We start from the raw sequence: 21552 nt of genomic DNA, 5'->3' as shown, positions 1-21552 counted from the left end.
CAGAGACGGCTATCCACTCCTGAGCTGTAGCCGACCGCAACAATCAAACTTGCAGCAACCCGCTTGGTTTCGGTGGCTGTCTCGGAATTGACCAAGGATTGGCTGGTTTTCGCTTGCAGATCCTCAGGGAATCGCCAAAAAGCCCGCCCGCCTTTTCGCCAGAATGAGGCGTTTTTCGCAGCGAATATCGGGGTGTGGCGCAGTCTGGTAGCGCGCTTCGTTCGGGACGAAGAGGCCGCAGGTTCGAATCCTGTCACCCCGACCAGCTGAAGCTGGAAGTGCCAAGGGAGCCGCTGCGCGCTACCGGCGCGGCCTGCGTTCAGAACGTCCAGTTCAGCGACATGGTGCCGAAGACCTGGCCTTCGTCCTGGCCGTCGAATTCCTTGCTCCGGTAGACGAGGGCGTAGGCCAGCTTGGTGTTGTGATAATTCACCGCCACGCCCGCGCTCAGGTCGGCGACCAGAACCTTGTGGTCGACCGAGTGGCTGTTGCTGAACGTATTCCCATCGAGGAAGATGTCCCGCGCCACCGCCCGGCCTTCCACGCGGGTGAAGAAATAGATGCCTACGTCATAGCGCGAGCGATCGGCTTCCTGGCGGCCATCGACGGGCGTCGAGGTCGGGGCGGCGGAGGCGATGGTCGGGGTCCCGAAGTCGTCGGGAAGATTGAGTCCGAAGCGGAATTCGGAACCAAGGCTGGCGTCGATTCTTACGGTGCCGAGGGCTGCTCCCGCGTAGGGCAGGAACTCCCAATCGAGACCGGCGCGGCGTTCGTGCGCCGGCCAGCGCCACATGTGCTCGTAGTCCACGCTGAAGGCGAGCTCGTCATCGAGCTGGTTGTCCCAACCCTTGGGGCTGTCGAAGCCGCGGAGATCGTGGATGAAGCGCTGGGTTTCCTCCGCGTAAGACAGGGACCCGATCACCCCGATGTCGAGGACGAGCGAGTTGCGGACCTTGGCATCCTTCCAGACCACGCCCAGCTCGAGATAGAGCCAGCCCGCGTAGGGGCGGTCGTACCTCTGCAAGAACGGGCTGTCGGTATCGATCGGCGTGTAGATGTTTTGCCCGAGGGCGAAAACGAGGTTCTTCTGGTAGTCCTTATGGTTGATGTAAGGAAGCAGGTCGAAGAGCGGCAGGAAGGGACTCGCGTACGGGGTGTCGCTGAGTTTCTCCAGATCGCGGGAACTCCAGCTGATCTTGACGCCGCTGGTGTAGTGTTGGTCCGTTCCGGCAAAGAGGTCGTTTTCCAGATAGAGCCCCAGCGTTCCCGCAGAGTCTTGGGCTGCGGCATTCCGCGCGGAAGCAAGGCCGGCAAAGGCGATGAAAAGGCGGAAGGCGGTGGTCGCCGTGAGGGTGGGCTTGGGGATCATAGGGTGTTCGACCTGAAGGGTGACCCCCGGGCGGTTGATGACGGGGGGCGAGATGCCGCGGGGAGTCAAGACGTGTTTGAAATCGGGTGGTGATTGGTGGGGTGGAACCGTAATCATGCGGAGGACCGGTGATGCCGACCGCTGGCCCGAGGGTGATGCCATCCTTCCACCGGCTCTCCGGCGGCTAAGCTCCCAGGCAGCTCAGGCGCTGAGAGGGAATACTCGTGTCACCAACGTCATCGCCGCATCACATGCGAGGTTGCGCTGCTTGCGCATTCGCGGGCAGGCTGCGGGGGTGCGCCTGAAACTGACCATCGCTTACGACGGCCGATCGCTGGTCGGCTGGCAATCGCAGCCGGAGGGGAACACGGTGCAGGATTTCATCGAGAAGGCGCTCGCGGAGACGGCGAAGCGGCCGGTGCGGATTCATGGTTCCGGGCGGACGGATGCGGGGGTGCATGCGCTGGCGCAGGTGGCGCATTTCGATGCGCCTGACGAGATCACGATGAATCCCTTCAACTGGGTACCGGCGCTGAATGCGAAGCTGCCGGGGTGCATCCGGGTGATGGAGTGCGAGGAGGTGGCCGCGGATTTCCACGCCCGCTACGGCGCGGTCTCGAAGACCTACCGCTATGACATTTCGACGGAGCCGGTGCTCTCGCCCTTCCGCGCGGGGCGGGTCTGGCATCTGCCGCGGCAGCTCGATCCCTACACACTGCGCGAGGCGCTGGATCTTTTCATCGGTCGCCACGATTTCGAGGCTTTCGGGGCGAAGCGTGGCTATGAGACGGAGGAGACCAGTTATGTCCGGACGGTGACGGCGGTGGGGCTGGAGCCGATCGAGTGGGGCTGGCGGCTGAGCTTTTCGGGCGATGGCTTCCTTTACAAGATGGTGCGGCTGCTGACCGGCACCGCCAACCAAGCGGCGCAGGGCCGGATGGGGCTGGAGCAGGTCGGCGCGTATCTGGATCAGCCGCCGGGCTTGGCGAGGGGCAAGTCGTCCTTTTGCGCGCCGCCGGATGGGCTTTATTTGGAGCGGGTGGAGTATTGAGGGTTCGATGGAGGAGAGGGAGACCACGGATGAACACGGCTTGACACGGATGAAGGGCAGCCCGCCCGGCGTCCTCACCGGGCCGGGCGAGGGGTGACTCCCTTCGCGATCTTTCCGCATTTTCCACGCACCATTCGGGCGGGCGGCGGGTTTCATGTTCAGACAGCTCTCCTCGCTGCCGGATTCGGGGCTGGACGCTAGGTTACCAGAAGTTATCTTCCCGCCCCTCATGACTTGGAAGTCTGCCATCGTCTCTTGCGGTCTGCTACTGGCAGGCTTGGCACCTGCGTCGGCGGGCGAAGGGCATGGGGATTACTTCGATTGGGCGGATGCCAACGGCTTGGCCGGTGTTTTCGCCGATCCGGAAGCGGATCTGGACACGGACGGGATCACCAATCTGATGGCCTACGCCTTCGACCTGGCTCCGGTGAATGACCCGGAAGCTTGGGAAAAGCTGCCAACCTTGGCATTTGTCGGGGATCCGCCCGAGCCGATGATGACCTTCGTGCTGCCGGCGGAGATTCCGCGGGACGTTTCCTACGTGGTGGATCTGGTGACTGACAAAGGGAAGCGGATTGAAATCGCCCGCAAGGACGGTCGCGGTCCGTGGCAAGGCACGGGTGATATCACGCGGCGGAAGCTGGAGAACGGATGCACGGAAGTGACCGTGCTGATTCCCTTGGATTTGGAGGTTCCCGAGGGGGCCAAGCCTTTGAGGCTGAGGGTGGAGTTTGCGCCCTGAGGGTGGCGCTAGGCGCGGGTGCCGAGTGCTTTCCGTTCTTCTGGCGTGAGTTCCTTCCAGGTGCCGGGGGGGAGCGTTTCGAGCGTGAGGGCTCCGATGGCGACTCTTACGAGCCTCAAGGTCGGGTGGCTGACGGCGGCGGTCATGCGGCGGACCTGGCGGTTCTTGCCCTCGGTCAGGATGAGCTCGAGCCAGCAATCCGGAATGCTTTTGCGGAAACGCACCGGCGGGTCGCGGGGCGGGAAGTCCGGTGCGGGATCGAGGAGCTGCGCGCGGCAGGGGAGCGTGCGGTGGCCCTTGATATCGAGCCCACCGGCAGCGAGACGGCGCAGGGCTTCGCTGTCCGGAAGGCCCTCGACCTGAACATGATAGGTGCGCGGGTGGCCTTTTGCGGGGTCCAGCAGGCGGCTGACGAGAGCAGGCTCGTTCCCCAGCAGCAGCAAGCCCTCGGAATCCTGGTCGAGCCGGCCGATGGGGAAAACATCCTTCGGGAAACCGAATTCCGCGAGGGTCCGTTGCCCGGGATGATCGGGCGTAAATTGGCTAAGGACCCCGTAGGGTTTATTAAAGGCGACGAGCATCCGCCGGGATTAAAGTGAATGGCCCCGCCAGCCACAAGGACCGGCGGGGCCATCTTTTCCCCCCCAGGGAAAGCTTGGAAAACTGACACCGTGCCGCGCGCCGGGGTTGCGATGCGCTGCCGTGAATGACCACTGTAATGCCACACATGGCAGTATCCAACAATGCGTGTTGATACTTACGGGTCTTTACGTATTCTTTTGCTGGAAGCCGAATCCCACTGCCCGTGCTTGGAAAATCTTACTTCGATCTCGCCCAGTCCATCTACCGCGCCACGAATTTCGGCGATGTGGTCGATCTTTTGGTCGCAAAAGTGCCGCATTTGATCGGTGCGGACGAGGTGGTGGTGCTCGAGAAGAGCCGCCTGAGCGGGTATTGCGCGGTTTCCAATCACGGTCCGCTGGCGGTTCGCCTCCGCGAAAGGCTTCCTGCGGTCAACCGCCTGATCGACGAGCATCCGATCCGGGAGAATGTCGATTTCGACCGCCCGGGCGACTTGGGCTTCGCAATGAGCGACTACACGGCACCGGGTGATTACCGCAAAAGTCGCTTCGTGAAGGAGGTTTTCGACGAATTGGCACCGAACGAGGTGCTCTTCGGGGCGGTATCGGTGTCGCGGCGGCGGAATGCCTACATTCATGCCTATCTGGCCGCGGGCTCTTTCGCCTTTCAGGCCCGCGAGCGCTTCGATGCGATCCTGCTGACCGCCCGCGGCGTCTTGGACCGGGTGGCGGCGCTGAATGTGGAATCCTCGGTCCGCTTGAAACTGCTGGAAGGAACCACGAGTTCGCCGATGGCGGTATTCGCCGTGCGGCCGGACGGGAAGGTGTATGCGGTCAATCATGCGGCGGTGGCGCTTTCCGAGACATGGTGGGGACCGGATGACCCGATCTTCGACTTGGGAGCCGAACGGATTGCCGCGCTGGACATGGAACTGGACACGGCGTGGGAGAATGCGGTGACCCCGGTCTGGCGTGATCTCGAATTCGATCTCGGCGGAGGGAAATTGCCGTTCGCAGCCCTGCCCAAATTGAGCGGCGAGACCTTTCTCCTGCATCGCCTGCGCGGACCGGGCGATGAGGAGGAGGTCAGCATCCTGACCAAGCGCCAGCGCGAGATCATGGATTGGATCGCGGAGGGCAAGACCAGCGCGGAGTCCGCGATCATCCTCGGAATCAGCCCGCGGACGGTGGAGAAGCACCTGGAGGCTGTCTTCCAGCGGCTGGGGGTGGAGAACCGGATCGCGGCGATGCGGCGGTATCTGGATTTGAAGCGGGGGATCTGAGGCGTGAGCCGGGCTTTGTTTGACCGACAAAAGGCGGTCGCTTGTGGCGTAGCGTAGGGCCGATGCCAAGTCTCCGCGCCACCAGTCCCCCGATGAGCGCGGTACCGCTCATTTCCTGGATCCTCGGTGGCTTGCTCTTGCCGGCGGTCGCGATGGCGGGTGAGGCGGAGTTCGCCGCGGGCATCCGTCCGCTGATGAAAGAATACTGCATCTCCTGTCACTCGGCGGAGAAGCACAAGGGCGACCTCGATCTGGAGCGCTTCGAAACGCTGGACGCCGCGATGCGCGAGCCGAAGGTGTGGCAGCAGGTGGTCGAGCAGATCGAGTCCGGGGAGATGCCGCCGGAGAAGAAGCGGCAGCCTTCTGCCGAACAGCGGCAGCAATTGTTGGACTGGGCGAAGGGCTCACTTTTGGAGTGGGCCCGCGCGCATGCGGGCGATCCCGGGCCGGTGGTGCTGCGGCGGCTTTCGAATGCCGAGTACACGTGGTCGTTGCGCGATCTAACAGGCGTCGAAGCTCTAGATCCGGCGCGCGAGTTCCCGGTGGATGGCGCGGCGGGCGAGGGCTTCACGAATGCCGGTGCAGCGCTGGGCATGTCGCCGGCGCTGGTGGGGAAGTACTTGGAAGCGGCGAAGGAGGTGGCGGGCCACGCGGTGCTTCTGCCGGATGGCATTGCTTTCTCGCCCAGTACCACGCGCCGCGATTGGACGGAGGAGAAGCTCGCGGCGATCCGCGGGATTTACTCGCGCTACACGGTGCCCGGTGAAGGCATGGCGCTCAATTTGCAGGGGCTGCGCTTCGATACCCTCGATGGCGGTGTGCTGCCTTTGGAGAACTACTTCGCGGCCACCCTCGAAAAGCCCTCCGCCCTCTCCGCTGGCAAGTTCGCCGAGGTGGCAAGGGAGCGAAACCTCCAGGCGAAGTATCTCCAGATTCTTTGGGAGACCCTGAACTCGCGTGAAGCATCCTACCCGCTCGAAGGCATCCGCGAACTCTGGCGCAACGCGAAACCGGCCGATGGCCCCTTCCTTGCCGAGGCGGTGAAGGGTTGGCAGCGTTCGCTCTGGCGCTTTCATGCCATCGGCCAGATTGGAAAGCGCAAGGGCCCGAGATCCTGGCAGGAAGCCGTTACCCCGATCGCCACGGAAAGGGAGCTGCGCCTCAAGCTGCCCGCTCGGGCGGAAGGGGATATGGTGCTCTCGCTCGTCACCAGCGATGCCCGTGATGGGAATGCAGGCGATGTCATCCGCTGGGAGACCCCGCGTCTCCTCCGCGGCAAGTTGCCACCGATCCCTCTCCAGCAGGCTGAGTTGTTAGGGAAGCGCTTGGATGATCTGTTGGAAAAAGAACTTCCCCGAACGTCCGCTTACCTCGAAGCCTTGGCCGCGGTGCGGCACGACGGCACCGTGCTCGCGGATATCGCCGCCGTGAGGGATCTGAATCCCGAGCTCCTTGCCAACTGGTCGGCACTTACCAACATCGGTCACTCCAAGGCACCCGCGATCCGCGGTCATTTCACCGGCAAGCTTGCCGGTATCGGGGGCTTTCCGTTTGTCCGCGGCTGGGGCTCGCCGCAGACCCCGAGCATGACCGTGAATGGATCGCAGGAGGTGGTGCGTTTCAGCACCCTGACCGTTCCGGGCCGCAGCGTCCTCTTGCATCCTTCGCCCGACAAGAAGGCATCGATCATCTGGTGCAGTCCCGTTGCAGGGAAAATCCGGGTGTCCGGACAGGTCGCGGATGCCGATGGCAATTGCGGCAATGGAGTGGCATGGCGGGTGGATCAGGTCACCCGCGCAGGCCGCAGGGACGTCGCTGCAGGCGTGATCCAGAATGGCGGTCGCGAGACCTTCGATTCGCCGGAGGAATTTGCGGTCGAGGCGGGTGACCTGATCGCCTTCGAAGTCGATCCGCGCGATGGCGAACACGTCTGCGATACCACGCAGGTGGCGTTGACGATTGCGGATTCGCTGAGTGCCGCATCTTGGGATCTCGCCGCCGAGGTCATCGATCGGATTCACGAAAGCAATCCGCTTCCCGATGCCGCCGGACATCCGGATGTATGGCATTTCTGCGCGCTGCCGCTGAACGATGACACTTCCGCATCTCACCTGCCTGCGACGGTGCTCGCCTTGTGGCAGGAGGCTGTTCTCACTGGCAAGCAGCGCTCCGAAGTGGATGCCGCGGCGAAATACGTCCAGGATCTCTTGGTAGGGAAGCTGGCTCCCGCGTGGTCGAATGAACGGCTGCGCGACATGCTGTTGGACATCGAAGGGCCTTTGGAGTGGGGCACCATCGCATTCAAGGGCGCGGGCGGGGAAGACATCCCGGCCACCGGGCCCTCGCGCTTGGATTTCCGAATTCCCGCCAAGCTCGCTTCGGGTGCCGAGTTCGTCGTGAAAGCGCGCCTCGAACGTGGAGCCAGCGATCAAGGCAGCGTGGTGGCCGACGTGATTCTAACAGATGCGTCCGGGGTGCGCAGGGCCTCGGGAGAAATGCCGGTGCTTGCCTCCGCTGCGGGAGCGATCCGCGCCGCGGAAGGATTCGAGGCATTTCACTCCATCTTCCCCGCCGCCCTCTGCTATACGAAGATCGTCCCGGTCGATGAAGTGGTCACGCTGCGTCTCTTTTATCGCGAGGATGAAATGCTGCGGCGTCTTGTTCTGGATGACGGGGAGATCGCCGATCTCGAGCGCCTGTGGCGTGAACTCAACTTCGTCAGCCTCGCGCCCCTCCGCCTCGTCGATGCCTTCGAACAGCTCTGGCAGTATGCGACCCAGGATGGTGATCCTACCGAATTCGACCCGCTGCGCCAACCGATTGCGACCGCTGCCGAAGGTTTCGAAAGGGATCGGATCGCCGCGGAGCCGCTGCAGCTCGAATCCCTCGTCGAATTCGCGGGACGTGCCTGGCGTCGCCCGCTTGGGGATGCCGAGAAGGAATCCCTGCGCTCCCTTTATCGCAAGCTCCGGAGCGAGGAGCTGGATCATGAGGAAGCCATCCGCCTCACGCTCACTCGCGTCCTAACCGCGCCCGCTTTTCTGTATAAGCTCGAAACGCCCGGACCTGCGCAGGACGCGGTCCCGGTGAATGATTACGAGCTCGCGACCCGGCTTGCCTACTTTCTCTGGAGCAGCGTGCCTGACGAGGAATTGCTGACGCTGGCGTCACAGGGCAAGTTGCGCGATCCGGCGGTGCTCGCGGAGCAGGCGCGGCGGATGACGGCCGACCCCCGGGTGCGGCGTCTGGCGATCGAGTTCGGCACGCAGTGGCTTCATGTGCGCGGCCTCGACCAGCTGGATGAGAAGAGCGAGAGCGTGTTCCCGGAGTTTGCGGGCATCCGTGGTGACCTGAACGAGGAGCCGGTGCGCTTCTTCACCGATCTCTTCCAGCACGACGGCCGCGTGAGCGATCTGCTCGATGCAGACCACACTTTCGTGAATGCGGCGCTGGCTAATTACTACGGCATCGAGGGCGTGGAGGGGTCCGAGTGGCGGCGTGTGGAAGGCGTGCGCAAGCGGGGCCGCGGCGGTATACTCGGCTTCGGCGCGACCTTGGCGAAGCAGAGCGGGGCCTCGCGGACCAGTCCGATCCTGCGCGGCACCTGGGTCTGCGAGACGATCCTGGGCGAGCATCTGCCATCGCCGCCGAAGGATGTGCCGGTCCTGCCGGAGCAGCCGCCCGCGGGCTTGTCCGAACGGGCGCTCACGGAGCTGCATACGAAGGATCCGGCCTGTGCGCGTTGTCACGCGAAGATCGATCCCTACGGCTTCGCGCTGGAGCACTACGATGCGATCGGTCGCTTCCGTACGATGGATCTCGTAGGTCAGCCGGTTCAGGATGCCGCGAAATTGCCGGACGGCAAGGAGATCGCGGGGATGGGTGGCTTGCGCGACTATCTGCTGCGCGATCGCGGCGATGATTTTACCCGGCAATTCTGCCGCAAGCTGCTAGGCTATGCACTGGGGCGCGGGGTGCTGTTGAGCGACGAGCCTCTGCTCGACGAAATGCAGGCCGAACTTGCGGCAGGCGGGCAGCGCGTCGGTATTGCCATCGGGAAGGTTGTCCGCAGCCCGCAGTTCCGGGAGATCCGGGGAAAAGATCGTCCAGTCACCGAATGAGAGCATTGCCATGAGCATTCACCGCTTCAATCGCCGCAGTTTCTTGCGTGGTGCCGGAGTCACCATGGCGCTCCCTTGGCTGGAATCCATGGCCGTCTGGGGCGATGTCCCGAAGACCCCCGAGCCCGCCAGCGAGGCACCCTTGCGCCTCGCCGTGCTCTTCGCCGGCAATGGCTTCCATTCGCGGGAGTGGTGGGCGAAGGGGCAGGGCAAGGACATGGAGCTCGGCAAGGTGTTGCAGCCGCTCGCCGACTTTCGCGAGAAGATGCTCTTCATCCGCGGGCTCTACAATGCGGAGGCGTTGAAGGGAAATATCCACAGTTCCCAAACCGGGAACCTGCTTTCCGGCGCACCGCTCGCCAGCGGCGGTGAGATCCGGTCCTCGACGAGCGTGGACCAGTTGCTCGCGCAGCACTATGGGCGGGAGACGAAGCTGCCCAGCCTGGTGCTCGGCTGCGAGAAGTCGAATCCCTCGGTCCACAAGAATTACTCGATGCTCTACAGCTCGCACATTTCGTGGAGCTCACCGACCACGCCGACGCCGCTGGAGGTTTATCCGGCGCTGGCCTTCGATCAGCTCTTCAAGGACAGCACGAACCGCGGTGACCAGAGCGTGCTCGATGCCGTGCTGGAGGATGCGAAGGACCTGCGCCGCGGGATCAGCGGGCAGGACCGCCAGAAGCTCGACGAGTATTTGGACTCCGTGCGCGAGGTGGAGCAGCGGGTCGCCAATGCCGGCAAGCGCGGCGAACTGCAGGGCTGGCGACCGACCTTGAGCGCGCCCAATATCCCGCGCCCGCCGGATGGCATCCCGCAGGATATCGCCGAGCACATGCGGCTGATGTGCGACATTCTCGTGCTCGCCTTCCAGACCGACACCACGCGGGTCTGCACGCTGAAGCTGAACAACGACCACTCCGCGCTGCGTTTCCCGAACCTCGGCGTGGACTACATGATCCACCACCTGCTGTCGCACACCGACACCGACGATTGGCTGAAGGTGAACCAGTTTTTCGTCGGGCAGCTCGCTTACCTTGCTGGAAAGCTGGATGCGATCCGGGAAGGCGAGCGCAGCCTTCTCGACAATTCAATGATCCTGTTCTGCTCGTCGATGCTGAACGGCAACCACGATGCGAGCCAGTTGCCGGTGGTGCTGTTAGGCGGCGCTGGCGGGAAGATCCAAGGCGGGCGCGTTCTCGATTACCTCGGGGATTCGCAGCGCCAGATGTGCCGCCTCCATCTCTCGATCATGGAGAAGATGGGATTGAAGCTCGCCGCATTCGGGGATGCGGTGTCCCCGCTGGCCGAAGTGTAATTTTCGAGCGCCGTCATCTTGTCGTCATTTTCGCGGGCTAGGTGTAGGCATGATTCGATTCAGCGCCTCACGCCTCATTGTTTTGCTCGGCTCCGCTCTCGTGCTGCCATCTTGTCTGGGGGAGCCTGCGGGCTCCCGGCGCATGGAAGTCCTTGCGGAAGAATGGCATCTGGCGGGGTTTGAGAACTCGCTCGACCTGAGCGGCATCGCCACTTCAAACGGCACCCAGGTGCTGGTGGGGAGCGATGAGTCCTTTTACATCCAGCCGGGCGAGATCGACCGGGCGAAGCACCGCATCGAGTCGCGCCGTCCGATTGCGCTGCCGGTGGAGGCGACCAAGAAGGCCGAAGTGGACATCGAAGGGGTTGCCTTCTCTTCCGACGACCAAGCCTATTACGCCGTCGGTTCGCACGGCCTTGGCAAGAAGAAGGGCGACTTCCAGCCGGATCGCCATTCGATCTGCCAGATCCCGGTGGATTCTAGCACCGGCCTCGTGCGCAAGGAAGGGATCCGCCGCACCAGCCTGCTACCGTGGCTGGAGAAGACACCGCTGCTTGCGCCCTATGTGAAGAAGCCGCTCCAGCAGAACGGCCTGAATATCGAGGGCCTCACCTGGTCCAGCGGGAAGCTGTTCTTCGGTCTGCGTGCGCCGAATGCCGATGGCCGCGGCGTGATCATCGAGATCGCTCCCGGTGAGATTTTCGGCGGCAAGCCGCGCGAGCTGAAAGTGCATGAGATTGCCATTCCGAAGGGCCGCGGCTTCCGCGAGATCGTGGCGCTCAAGGAGGGCTTCATCCTGCTCACTGGCAATGCCAGCGCGGAAGCCTCCAAGAAGATTCCCGTGACCATGGCCGCCGGGCCGGACACCCGCTTCGACCTGCTCTACTGGCCCGGTGGCGGTGCGCAGGCGGAGAAGATCGGCACACTGCCCCACAACGGCGGCAAGGCCGAGGCCCTGCTGGTGCTGGAAGAGACCGCCACTCATGCGGACGTGCTGGTGATCTTCGACGGCCTGCAGGGCGGTGAGCCCGTCGCCGTCCGGATCCGTCGCTGATCCACGAATTCCAATCGAACACGACTACACCTATGAAAACGACAGTCATCATTGCCATCGCCCTCTTTCCCTTCGTTGCTTCCGCCCGCGATCTCCGCGAGATCCGCCTGGAGGAATGCCCGCAAGCCGTGCAATCCACCGTCCGCGACAATGCCCGCGACGGCCGGATCGACGAGGTGGATCTCATCGAGATCGAAGGCAACACCATCTACATTGCCGAGGCGGAATTCGCTCAGGATCGCGACATGAAGATCTACGTTTCCGGGAGCGGAGCGCTGATCAAAACAGTGGAGGACGTCCCGCTTGCGGAAGTTCCCGCAGTCGTCGCCGAGGCCGCGCGCAAGCTCGGCAGCATTGATGAGGTGGACAAGGAAACCCGCGGCGGCACCGTGACCTATCACGTGGAGGTGGATCGCCCGGGGCAGCGCGACCTCGATCTTGAGATTGCTGCCAATGGCGCGATCCTCAAGCAGACCGAGGAAGCGAAGGATTGATCATTCCCGCGCTGAGATTTGAACATGCCGGAGGTGGACGTATCCCGCCTCCGGCATCATGCTATCGGTGCCGATGAAACTCCTGATCGTGGAAGACGCCCCCCGTCTGCGCGCAACGCTGGCGCAGGCGCTATCGCGCATGGGTCATGCCGTCGATCTGGCGGAGAATGGCGAGGAAGGCGACCTGATGGGCCGCGCGACGGTCTACGATGCGGTGGTGCTCGACCGGATGATGCCGGGGAAGGACGGGCTGGAAGTTCTGCGGGGCTGGCGGCGCGATGGGATCACCACGCCCGTGCTGCTGCTGACTGCCCTGGACGGGGTTGAAGAGAAGGTCCGCGGTCTGAGCGAAGGCGCGGACGATTATTTGACGAAGCCCTTTGCCTTGGCGGAGCTTGCCGCGCGCCTGGAGGCGCTGGTTCGCCGTCGTTACGCCCAGCCGGATCCGGTTCTGAAGGTCGGCCCGTTGGCGATCGATACCGCCGCGAAATCCGTGAAGCGCGAAGGAGCCGAGGTTCTTCTAACAGCACGCGAGTTCGCCCTGCTGGAATGCCTCGCGCGGCGGCCGGGCCAGGTTCTCAGCCGCGAGCAGATCGAGGCCCGGCTTTATGCCGAACTGGAGGGGCCGCTGAGCAATGCGGTGGACTCCGCGATTTGCTCGCTGCGCCGCAAGCTCTCGCCCCAGGGAGCTCCGCAACTCATCCACACCCGCCGCGGCCTCGGATACGTCTTGGAAGCATGATCTCGATCCGCTGGCGTCTCACGATCCTCCTTTGCGTGGCGATGGGGGCCTTGCTGGTGGCAACGGGCATCGGCGTGTTCATCGGCATGCGGCACCTCCTGCGCAGCCAATTCGACGAGACCCTCACCGCGAAGGCGACCGCGCTGATCACCGCCTCGGAAATCGACGGCGGCGAGTTCGAGATCGACCTCACGGTGCAGGACTTCGCCGGCTTCGGCACCGGGGGAGGGGACTACTTCGAAGTCCGCCGCATGAACGGGGACGTCTTCATGCGCTCGCCCTCGCTGAAATCCGCGGGCATTGAGATCGGCAAATCCGGCAAGCCACCGCAGGACGATGAAGTGAAGATCCGCGAAGCGAAGCTTGGCGACGACCGGCCCGCGCGCTTCTACATCCAGCGCTTCTATCCGAAGGACGATAAGAAGCGGCGCTATCAGGATCTCTATCTCGTCGTCGCCAGCCCGGTGCGCGGTCTGCAACTCCAGCTTGCCTTGCTCGGCACCGTCCTCGCCGTCGCGGGCGGCTTGGCGCTGTTCGTGATGGTGCCGGTGATCGGTGTCGGGTTGGCCCGTGGCTTGAAGCCGCTTGGGAAACTGGCTGCGGAGGTCAGGGCGATTCCTCCGGATGGGCTGCATCGGAGGGTTGGCACCGACCGGATCCCCGAGGAACTGGTGCCTGTGGCTGTCGGCTTGAATGACTGGCTGGAGCGCTTGGAGGCATCCTTCGAACGCGAGCGCCGCTTTAGCAGCAATGCCGCCCATGAACTCAGGACGCCACTTTCCGAACTGAAAGCGATGGCCGAACTTGGCGCGACCTGGCCCGACGAAGCGAACCCGGAACGATGTGCGGAAATGGTGACGGTGGCGAACGAGATGGAGTCCCTGCTCGACAAGCTCGCGCTGCTCGCCCGCGCCGATGCCGGACGCCAACCCGTGGCGAAGGATCCGCTCAATCTCGGCTCCGCCGTGGCCAGCGCGATCGCGCGCGTGGAAACAAAGGCGGCCGGACGCGGTCTCCGCATCGAGAAACAGGTCGATGGAGAGACGGTTGTCACCGATCCGGTGCTCTGGGGGGCGATCCTTCAAAATCTCCTGGGCAACGCGGTTTCCCATGCTCCGGAAGGCGCGGTCGTGCGGATCGAAGCCTCGCCGGCGATCCTCGTCGTGACCAACCCCGCTCCCGATCTCGACCGCGCCGATCTCCCGCTCCTCTTCGAGCGCTTTTGGCGGAAGGATGAATCCCACAGCGCCTACGGCCACTCCGGTCTCGGGATGTCGATCGTCCGGGCTTGTGCCGGTCTGTTAGGAGCGGAGTGCCGCGCTACTCTTTCCGATGAGAAGCTGTTTCGTGCCGAAGTGATATTCCCGGTGGATCGCGAGGCTTGAAGCCCGCCCATTCCCTTTCAGTACCCCAGCCACGGCCCGAGCCACTTCTCCGCTTCCTCCACGCTCATGCCCTTGCGGTGGGCATAGTCTTCCACCTGATCCTTCCGCAATTCCGAGATCGCGAAGTAGTGGCTCTCCGGATGGCTGAAGTAGAGGCCGCAAACGGCTGCTCCCGGGTGCATCGCGTAGCTCTCGGTCAGCTCGACCCCGGTGGGCTCCGATGCTTGTAGTAGATCGAACAGGATCGGCTTTTCCGTGTGGTCCGGCTGCGCGGGGTAGCCCGGCGCGGGGCGGATTCCCCGATACTTCTCCTTGATCAGTTCGTTCGCGCCGAATTCATTCGGCCGCTCGTAGCCCCACTCCACGCGCGCGCGATGGTGCATCAGCTCCGCGAAGGCTTCGGCAAGGCGGTCGGCCAGCGCCTTGGCCATGATCGAATTGTAGGGGTCGTGCGCCTTGTCGAGCTCCGCAGCCCACTCGTCCGCGCCATGGATGCCGACGACGAAGCCGCCGATGTAGTCCTTGCCCGCACCTTGGGGCGAAACGTAGTCGGAGAGCGCCTCGTTGGGCTTGCCGCTGTCCTTCTTCAGTTGCTGGCGCAGGGTATGGAAGCGGGCCTTCTCGGTCGTGCGGGAGTCGTCGGTCCATGCGATGATATCGTCGCCATCGGCGTTCGCCGGGAAGAAACCGTAGATGCCGCGCGCCGTGAAGCGCTTCTCCGCAATCACCCGCTCCAGCAGTTCCAAGGCCTCGGCATACAGCTTGGCCGCCTCCTTCGCGCCTTCCTCGTTCTTCGTCTTCAGCACCCCTGCCTCGCGGTCCCAGACGCCCCGCAGCTCCCAAGCATGGAAGAAGGGCGTCCAGTCGATGTATTCGAACAATTCGCGCAGCGATTGGTTGTTGAGCACGCGCGTGCCGGTGAAGGCGGGCATCGGCGGCGTGTAGGCGGACCAATCGGTGCTGCGGGCGAGGGCGCGCGCTTCGACAATGCCGATGGTCTCCTTCTTCGGTCCGCCGGTGAAGGCTTCCCGCGCCTTGCGGTGACGCTCGTTGTTGTCGGCGACGAAGCCGTCCCGCTGGTCGGACGAGAGTAGCGAGGTGGTGACTGGCACCGAGCGCGAGGCATCCAGCACGTGGACCACCGGCCCCGAGTAGTGCTGGGCGATCTTGACCGCGGTGTGGGTGGAGGAAGTAGTGGCACCGCCGATCAGCAGCGGCACCTTGAAACCCGCCTTCTCCATCTCCTTGGCGACGTGGATCATCTCATCGAGCGAGGGTGTGATGAGGCCGGAGAGTCCGATAACGTCCGCGCCGAGTTCTTTCGCGCGGGCCAGGATCTTGTCGCAGGGCACCATTACCCCCATGTCGGTGACCTCGAAGCCGTTGCATGCCAGCACCACGCCGACGATGTTCTTGCCGATGTCGTGGACATCGCCCTTCACCGTGGCGATCAGGAAGCGGCCCGCGGAGCGCCGGCGACCCGCGAGAGCGATTGCTTCATCCCGGGTCAGCGCCGGATCTTTCTCCATCAGCTCCGCGATATCCCCGGCGAGGAACTCGGCCTTCTCCGCTTCCATGAAGGGGGTCAGCCAGGCCACGGATTTCTTCATCACGCGGGCGCTCTTGACCACCTGCGGCAGGAACATCTTGCCGGCCCCGAAGAGATCGCCGACCACGCCCATACCGTCCATCAACGGGCCTTCGATGACCTTGAGCGGTCGGCCGTATTTCAGGCGCGCTTCCTCGGTGTCTTCATCGATGAACTTGTCGATGCCCCTGAGCAGGGCGTGCTCCAAGCGCTTTTCGACGCCTTCCTCGCGCCAGCTCAGGTCTTCTTCGAGCTTCTTGCCGTCCTGCCCCTTGAAGCGCTCGGCGAATTCGAGCATGCGCTCGGTGGCATCGGGGCGGCGGTTGAGGAGGACATCCTCCACGTGCTCCAGCATCTCCTTGGGGATCTCGTCGTAAACTTCGAGCATCCCGGCATTGACGATCCCCATGTCCATGCCCGCGCGGGTCGCATGGTAGAGGAAGGCCGAGTGCATCGCCTCGCGCACCACGTTGTTGCCGCGGAAGGAGAATGAGATGTTAGAAACGCCGCCGGAGACTTTCGCGAAAGGCAGGTTCTCTTTGATCCAGCGCGTGGCATTGATGAAGTCGAGCGCGTAGTTGTTGTGCTCCTCTATCCCCGTCGCGACGGTCAGGATGTTCGGGTCAAAGATGATGTCCTCCGGCGGGAAGCCGACCTTGTCCACCAGGATCCGGTAGGCGCGTTCGCAGATCCGGATCTTCTCCTCGTAGGTCGCGGCTTGGCCGTTTTCGTCGAAGGCCATCACCACCGCCGCGGCACCGAAGCGGCGGATGTGCTTGGCCTGTTGGATGAACTTCTCCTCGCCCTCCTTCATCGAGATCGAGTTCACGATGCCCTTGCCCTGGAGGTATTTCAGCCCTTCCTCGATGATCTCCCACTTCGAGGAGTCGACCATGATCGGCACCTTCGAGATCTCCGGCTCGCTTTGTACGAGTTGCAGGAATCTCGCCATCATCGCCTTGCCGTCGATCAGGCCGTCGTCGAAGCAGATGTCGATCACGTTCGCACCGCTCTCCACCTGCTGGCGGGCGATTTCCAGCGCATCGTCCAACTTCCCCTCTCGGACCAGTTTCGCGAACTTCGGCGACCCGGCGACGTTGGTGCGCTCCCCGATCATGAGGAAGTTTTTGTCCGGCGTGTGGTTATACACTTCGGAGCCGGAGAGGCGGAGGAGTCGTGGGATTTGAGGCATGGAAGACGTGGGAAATGGAACCGCCAAGACGCCAAGAGCGCCAAGTTTTTAGAGATCAGAATAGCTCAGGGCAACCGGTTTGATTCTAGCTTTGATGAGCGGAACGTTGAAATAGGAAGTTACGAACTGCAGGTGATAAGCAAGAAGCGCCTCCTTCAAACTTGGCGATCTTGGCGTCTTGGCGGTTCAATTTTCCGAGACCGGCACCTCCCTTGGTGCGATGCCCTTCACGGCTTCTGCAATCGCCGCGATGTGTTCGGGCGTATTCCCGCAGCAGCCGCCCGCCAAGTTGAGAAGTCCATCAAGAGCAAACTCCTTCATGTAGTCATTCATGTGCTGCGGTTCGAGATCGAAGCCGGTCGGTGCCAAAGGATTCGGCAAGCCAGCATTCGGATAGCAGGAGATGTTGGTCGCCGAGACCTTCGCCAGTTCCTCAAGATGCGGCTTCATGAGGTCCGGACCGAGCGAGCAATTCAGCCCCACCGCGAGTGGATTCACATGCGCCACGGCATTCCACATCGCCTCGACCTTCTGGGCGGAGATCATTGTTTCCCCACCGCGTCCCACCGCCGCGCTCACGATGATCGGCAGCTTCACGTTGTCGGCATCGAAGACTTCCTGGATCGCGACCAGGGCGGCCTTCGCGTTGAGCGCATCGAAGATCGTCTCGACCATCAGGATATCGCTGCCGCCGGCGATCAGGGCACGCACCTGCCGCGTGTAATCCTCCTTCACCTGATCGAAGGTCACCATCCGGAAGCCCGCATCGTTCGCATCTGGCGAGGTGCTGAGTGAAACGGTCAGCGGCCCGATCGCACCGGCGACGTAGCGCTTGATGCCCGTGTCGTTGGCGACCTTGTCGGCCCACAAGCGGCACAGCTTTGCGGACTCGTAGTTAATCTCCCACGCGAGTTCGCGCAGCATCGCATCGTCGATGATCTTCTGGAAGAACTCCGGATCCTTGATCCCGCCATGCTCGCGCGGGTCTTCCACGAAGAACTCGCTCTGTGCGATCGAGGTGCCGGAGAAGGTGTTCGTCTCGCAGATATCGGAGCCCGCCTCGTAGAAGCGCTTGTGGATATCGCCGATGACGTCCGGCCGGGTGATCGAGAGAATGTCGCCGTTGTTCAGCAGATCCTTCGGCGTATCCGCAAAGCGCGGGCCGCGGGCATCGGCTTCGCTCAGCCCGTAGCTGCGGATCGTCGTTCCCATCGCCCCGTCGAGCACGAGGATGCGCTGGCGGAGCGCCTTCTGGAGTTCAGCGGTGAGGTCGGGTAGCGGCATGCCCGGAGGCTAGAATTGCCGCTGCGAATGTCAAATCATCGTATCAGGATGCGTTGATGGGATCTGCTTCCGCTATTTCCCGGCCGCCCACTGCAGGCCCTTCGCGAGCATCGGACGGAGGCTCTTGGTCGCCTCCGGGTGCGGGCTGATGGCAAGGACGCGGCCCTTGCCGTAATGCGCGGAGATCATCGCCGGAGTGCCGGTCATGGTGCCTTTCTGGGGCTCGTAACGGGAGACCTCGCTTCGGAACCACGCCAGCACCTCGTAGCTCGGGACTTCCCCCGGCCCCAGCGGTGGAATCACGGGGCCATTGTGATACACCACCGGGATCTCGCCCGGAAGCTCGCCGAAGATGCGCTTGCCGGCATCGCTGAGCTCCATGCTGACCGTGGCCGAGTCGCCGCGGTACCACATGCTTTTCGAGCCCTCGCCGGGGATCTCGCGCATCTCCGCGAAAGTCCGCTGGTTGCTGAGGGCGAGCGACCATTCGTAATTGGAAGCGGAGAGGTAGGCTCCCGCGCAGATGCCGACGTAGCCTCCGCCGCCCTCGACAAAGCGGCGCACCTCGCCCCGGCCTTTTTCTCCAAGCGCCTTGGCCTCGCTGCTGCCGCTGCCACCGGGGAAAATCACGAGATCGAATTGGGAGAGTGCACCGTTCTGGACATCGGCAGCTCCCACCCGCCAAGCGAGCGACTCCGGGATCATGGCGACGGTGGCTTCCAGTCCGCCCTGTCCGCCGCCCACGCCGTTGTCGTCGTAGATTGCCACCCGCGGGCCCTGCAATGCAGGGGGCGTGACCATTCCCGCCGCAGGCTCTGCGGCCAGCATGCCGAGCTTTACCAGGAGTTCCCGCACCATCGTCCGGTGCTGCCGGGTCCGCAGCGAGAGCGGCTGGTCGCGGCTGGTGGTTTCCAAGATCATGGTCGAAGCGCCAAGCTGCTCCGCGGCGGCGCGTGCCAGGCTGCCATCCACGGGCGGACCGAGATTCACGAAGCTCCGTTTCGGATTCGTGATGGAGGCATTGACCGCAGCGAGCATCGCGGGCGCGGCGGCATCGCTCGCCTCGCTGTTGCTGTCGATGATCGAGGAGCCCACCGTTTCCGGCTCGAGCTGATGGAAGTCGTAGCCCTCGTGTAGATCGACCAGCCAGTCCGGATCCTGGCTGGAGACGAAGCGCCACAACTCCGTCGCAAGCTCGCCCTTGGCGTCGTTTTCCCCGCCGCTCTTGGGAAAATTGCGGTTCAGGTTGCTTTCTTCCTCCTTAGCTCCCGGCATCAGCCGCTTGCCTGCCTTGAGGCCGGGGACATTCGCCCGCGGAATCACGACCAGGCGTCCCTTGAGGATCGGCCATTGGAGAATCTGCTCGGCCGCCCGCGCGCCCGCCGGTTCGTCGCCATGCACGCCGCCCGTCAGCACCAGTGTGGGTCCCGGCATCCCGGACTCGATCACGTGGTAAGGCGTCTCCCCAGCGGGTGCCGGCGGCGATGCGGCCGGATGTGCGCAACTCTTCAGAAAACGCCTGGGAGGCGAGGGCGAGAAAGATCGTGAGAGTGACCCGCTTCATGGCAGCAAACTCCGGGGAGATTGATGCCACGCCGGATTCCGGCAAGCCGGAGTTTGGGGCGCTTGCGTTGAAGTTACTTCGGCAGCTCGTTCGCCGTGTAATAGGCCAGCCGGTTCTGCAGCGGACTCTTGTCATCGCCGGACTTCACATCCTTCGGCAATTCCATCTTGTAGATCTTCCCGGCGGCGAAGTCTTCCAACTCTACCTCTACCGAGCGCTTGCTGCTGACCTTGAACTCGGCGACCTCGTGCTTGCGCTCGTTCTCCTGGTCGCTGCCGTAGGTCCACTTCGGCTGGACGGTGAAGGAGGAAAATTCCCAAGCCTTCTTCTCCTTCAGCTTGTCCGGCAGATCCTTGGTGAAGGTCAGGGTGAAGCCCTTCTTCGTGATCTTGAAGCTCTCGATGTCGAAGGGCACGCCGCCTTTCCAAGTGATGCGTTGCAGGCCCTCCGCCGGGCTGCCCCAGCCGCGGACGGTCTGGCCGACGTAGAGCTGCTTGCCGTCCGGCGAGAAGCGCAGGCGGTGATTCCCGGAGCGCAGGCCGTGGTTCTGGATGAACTGCGTCACGGCACCTTGAAACTTGCCGTTCACCTTCTCCAGCATCACGCGGGAGATGCGCTCGCCGTTGTTGTCCGGCACCAGCAGTTGCCCGGCGAAGGGGCCGAAGGAGCCGTTGCGCGGGAGCTCCATCGGCTCGCCGGCGGAACGGTTGATCTCCTTGTTAGGCATCTCCACCGCTGCCTTGGTGCGCGCCTTGTTGTAGGCATCCAGATCATTGCGATAGGTCGCGAGCGGGTCCTTGCCTGCCCAAGCGGGATCCCAGGCGAGACTGCTCGGATGGCCGTAAAAGTTGCCCTGCTCGACGTGGTAAAGCGGCGTGATCGCCTTCCAGTCGCCCTGGTTGTCGCCCGCCCACAGGTTGTTGTCGGGATCCTGATAGATGCCGTTGGCCATGCGGAAACCGCTGGCGACCGGAGTCACCTTGCCCTGCGCATCGGTGTGGAGAATCCAGCCCTTCCACTTTACGGAGGCATAATTCCGTCCGCGGCGTCCGGCGGCGGAATACTCGCCGAGCACGTGCTCGAAGGTAGGCCCGGCGTGGGACGCGGTGCCGATGGAGATGAAATAGCCGCCCTTGCCGTCCTTGGTCAGGGTATTGGTCTCGTGATAATTCCCGCTCAGATCCCAGCCCGCGGCGAAGCGTGTGTAGCGGTCCGCCTTGCCATCCTTGTCGCTGTCCTCGACCTCGATCATGTCCGCCATCTGGGTGATGCGGATCTTCGTGGCTGAGACGGCATCGATGCCGCAGCCGTTGTGGAAGCCGCTGGCAAAGGGCTGCCAGTCGAAGGCCTTGGCGTCGCTCGTGGGCGCTGCCTTGATCACGTCGCCGCGGCGAAGCACGACGAAGATCGAGCCATCGGGCGCGAAGTCGATCCCGCCCACTTCCGGAGGAACGCCCTCGGGCAACTTGATGTCCTCGATCTTGTAGCACTCGTCGAACTCCGCGGCGGGGGAAACTGCCAGCGTGAGGGTGAGGGCGGAGAAGAGCTTAACCGCGAAATGACGCGAAAGAGCGGGAAATCTAACAGACGAGGTGCTGGCGGAGCGCGAGGGAGCTTCGGTTGGAAGTTTTAACCGCGAATGAACGCGAATGGACGCGAATGGGAACAGCCAATTGAAGAAGCTGTTCCTGTGATCGGTGCCCTTCTTCAAAACATGCACCCTATCCCGCTCCGGAATTCGCGTCCATTCGCGTCCATTCGCGGTTTTCAGATCCTCTTCCATGCCT

General features: G+C 63.3%; 15 protein-coding genes and 1 tRNA gene. 10 read left to right on the top strand and 6 right to left on the bottom strand.

Features of this window, described 5'->3' with window-relative positions:
- Positions 1 to 188 precede the first annotated feature (188 nt).
- Positions 189 to 265: transfer RNA gene (locus tag ABWK72_RS09005), tRNA-Pro, on the top strand.
- 54 nt (positions 266 to 319) lie between these two features.
- Here ABWK72_RS09005 and ABWK72_RS09000 read toward each other — a convergent pair.
- Positions 320 to 1369: a lipid A deacylase LpxR family protein gene (locus tag ABWK72_RS09000; RefSeq protein WP_367874453.1), complete on the bottom strand. Its 1050-nt coding sequence runs from the start codon at positions 1367 to 1369 to the stop codon at positions 320 to 322.
- Positions 1370 to 1664: 295 nt separating this feature from the next.
- Between ABWK72_RS09000 and truA the strand changes: the two genes are divergently transcribed.
- Entirely contained in the window at positions 1665 to 2420 is a 756-nt protein-coding gene (truA, locus tag ABWK72_RS08995) for a tRNA pseudouridine(38-40) synthase TruA (protein ID WP_367874452.1), read from the top strand.
- Between the two features lie 229 nt (positions 2421 to 2649).
- Positions 2650 to 3162, top strand: a complete 513-nt coding sequence (locus ABWK72_RS08990) for a hypothetical protein (RefSeq protein WP_367874451.1) — start codon at positions 2650 to 2652, stop codon at positions 3160 to 3162.
- Positions 3163 to 3170: 8 nt separating this feature from the next.
- Here ABWK72_RS08990 and ABWK72_RS08985 read toward each other — a convergent pair whose 3' ends face one another.
- On the bottom strand, positions 3171 to 3743 hold the full coding sequence (locus ABWK72_RS08985; protein WP_367874450.1) for a pseudouridine synthase: 573 nt from the start codon (positions 3741 to 3743) through the stop codon (positions 3171 to 3173).
- Positions 3744 to 3967: 224 nt separating this feature from the next.
- On the opposite strand from ABWK72_RS08985, the gene ABWK72_RS08980 reads away from it, so the two are divergent.
- The 7 genes from ABWK72_RS08980 (at position 3968) to ABWK72_RS08950 (ending at position 14137) form a co-directional block, all read left to right on the top strand.
- Positions 3968 to 5026, top strand: a complete 1059-nt coding sequence (locus ABWK72_RS08980) for a helix-turn-helix transcriptional regulator (protein ID WP_367874449.1) — start codon at positions 3968 to 3970, stop codon at positions 5024 to 5026.
- 92 nt (positions 5027 to 5118) lie between these two features.
- A complete protein-coding gene (locus ABWK72_RS08975) occupies positions 5119 to 9147 on the top strand; it encodes a DUF1592 domain-containing protein (RefSeq protein ID WP_367874448.1) in 4029 nt (1342 codons plus the stop codon).
- Positions 9148 to 9157: 10 nt separating this feature from the next.
- The gene (locus ABWK72_RS08970) at positions 9158 to 10462 is read left to right on the top strand and encodes a DUF1552 domain-containing protein (RefSeq protein ID WP_367874447.1); all 1305 of its coding nucleotides are present in this window, start codon (positions 9158 to 9160) and stop codon (positions 10460 to 10462) included.
- A gap of 142 nt (positions 10463 to 10604) precedes the next feature.
- Complete coding sequence (locus ABWK72_RS08965; protein WP_367874446.1) at positions 10605 to 11516, top strand: DUF3616 domain-containing protein; 912 nt, start codon at positions 10605 to 10607, stop codon at positions 11514 to 11516.
- A gap of 32 nt (positions 11517 to 11548) precedes the next feature.
- A complete protein-coding gene (locus tag ABWK72_RS08960; protein WP_367874445.1) occupies positions 11549 to 12010 on the top strand; it encodes a hypothetical protein in 462 nt (153 codons plus the stop codon).
- Between the two features lie 73 nt (positions 12011 to 12083).
- A complete protein-coding gene (locus tag ABWK72_RS08955) occupies positions 12084 to 12752 on the top strand; it encodes a response regulator transcription factor (RefSeq protein ID WP_367874444.1) in 669 nt (222 codons plus the stop codon).
- A complete protein-coding gene (locus tag ABWK72_RS08950) occupies positions 12749 to 14137 on the top strand; it encodes a sensor histidine kinase (RefSeq protein WP_367874443.1) in 1389 nt (462 codons plus the stop codon). Before ABWK72_RS08955 ends, ABWK72_RS08950 begins: the two co-directional genes overlap by 4 nt.
- Before the next feature lie 17 nt (positions 14138 to 14154).
- Here ABWK72_RS08950 and metH read toward each other — a convergent pair whose 3' ends face one another.
- From metH to ABWK72_RS08930, 4 genes are all read right to left on the bottom strand, one after another.
- Positions 14155 to 16917, bottom strand: coding sequence for a methionine synthase (gene metH / locus ABWK72_RS08945; protein ID WP_367874442.1), 2763 nt, complete (start codon positions 16915 to 16917; stop codon positions 14155 to 14157).
- A 186-nt stretch (positions 16918 to 17103) separates the two neighbouring features.
- A complete protein-coding gene (locus ABWK72_RS08940) occupies positions 17104 to 18201 on the bottom strand; it encodes a homocysteine S-methyltransferase family protein (protein ID WP_367874441.1) in 1098 nt (365 codons plus the stop codon).
- Between the two features lie 72 nt (positions 18202 to 18273).
- The gene (locus ABWK72_RS08935) at positions 18274 to 19635 is read right to left on the bottom strand and encodes a succinylglutamate desuccinylase/aspartoacylase family protein (RefSeq protein ID WP_367874440.1); all 1362 of its coding nucleotides are present in this window, start codon (positions 19633 to 19635) and stop codon (positions 18274 to 18276) included.
- A gap of 203 nt (positions 19636 to 19838) precedes the next feature.
- Positions 19839 to 21548 carry a hypothetical protein gene (locus ABWK72_RS08930; RefSeq protein WP_367874439.1) on the bottom strand — a complete coding sequence of 570 codons (1710 nt, stop codon included), beginning with the start codon at positions 21546 to 21548 and terminating at the stop codon, positions 19839 to 19841.
- Between the last annotated feature and the right edge of the window lie 4 nt (positions 21549 to 21552).

Source organism: Luteolibacter sp. Populi, from assembly GCF_040801775.1.
Lineage (GTDB): Bacteria > Verrucomicrobiota > Verrucomicrobiia > Verrucomicrobiales > Akkermansiaceae > Haloferula.
The sequence above is the reverse complement of the archived record's forward strand: the minus strand, read 5'-3'. Positions and strand labels throughout refer to the sequence as shown.

What these genes read in the sequence shown, in the direction of transcription:
- ABWK72_RS08950 (WP_367874443.1), top strand. Translation starts at nt 12,749, where the DNA reads ATGATCTCGATCCGCTGGCGTCTCACGATCCTCCTTTGCGTGGCGATG.
- ABWK72_RS09000 (WP_367874453.1), bottom strand. Translation starts at nt 1,369, where the DNA reads ATGATCCCCAAGCCCACCCTCACGGCGACCACCGCCTTCCGCCTTTTC.
- ABWK72_RS08990 (WP_367874451.1), top strand. Translation starts at nt 2,650, where the DNA reads ATGACTTGGAAGTCTGCCATCGTCTCTTGCGGTCTGCTACTGGCAGGC.
- ABWK72_RS08970 (WP_367874447.1), top strand. Translation starts at nt 9,158, where the DNA reads ATGAGCATTCACCGCTTCAATCGCCGCAGTTTCTTGCGTGGTGCCGGA.
- ABWK72_RS08955 (WP_367874444.1), top strand. Translation starts at nt 12,084, where the DNA reads ATGAAACTCCTGATCGTGGAAGACGCCCCCCGTCTGCGCGCAACGCTG.
- metH (WP_367874442.1), bottom strand. Translation starts at nt 16,917, where the DNA reads ATGCCTCAAATCCCACGACTCCTCCGCCTCTCCGGCTCCGAAGTGTAT.
- ABWK72_RS08935 (WP_367874440.1), bottom strand. Translation starts at nt 19,635, where the DNA reads ATGCCGGGACCCACACTGGTGCTGACGGGCGGCGTGCATGGCGACGAA.
- ABWK72_RS08960 (WP_367874445.1), top strand. Translation starts at nt 11,549, where the DNA reads ATGAAAACGACAGTCATCATTGCCATCGCCCTCTTTCCCTTCGTTGCT.
- ABWK72_RS08940 (WP_367874441.1), bottom strand. Translation starts at nt 18,201, where the DNA reads ATGCCGCTACCCGACCTCACCGCTGAACTCCAGAAGGCGCTCCGCCAG.
- ABWK72_RS08985 (WP_367874450.1), bottom strand. Translation starts at nt 3,743, where the DNA reads ATGCTCGTCGCCTTTAATAAACCCTACGGGGTCCTTAGCCAATTTACG.
- ABWK72_RS08975 (WP_367874448.1), top strand. Translation starts at nt 5,119, where the DNA reads ATGAGCGCGGTACCGCTCATTTCCTGGATCCTCGGTGGCTTGCTCTTG.
- ABWK72_RS08965 (WP_367874446.1), top strand. Translation starts at nt 10,605, where the DNA reads ATGGAAGTCCTTGCGGAAGAATGGCATCTGGCGGGGTTTGAGAACTCG.
- ABWK72_RS08930 (WP_367874439.1), bottom strand. Translation starts at nt 21,548, where the DNA reads ATGGAAGAGGATCTGAAAACCGCGAATGGACGCGAATGGACGCGAATT.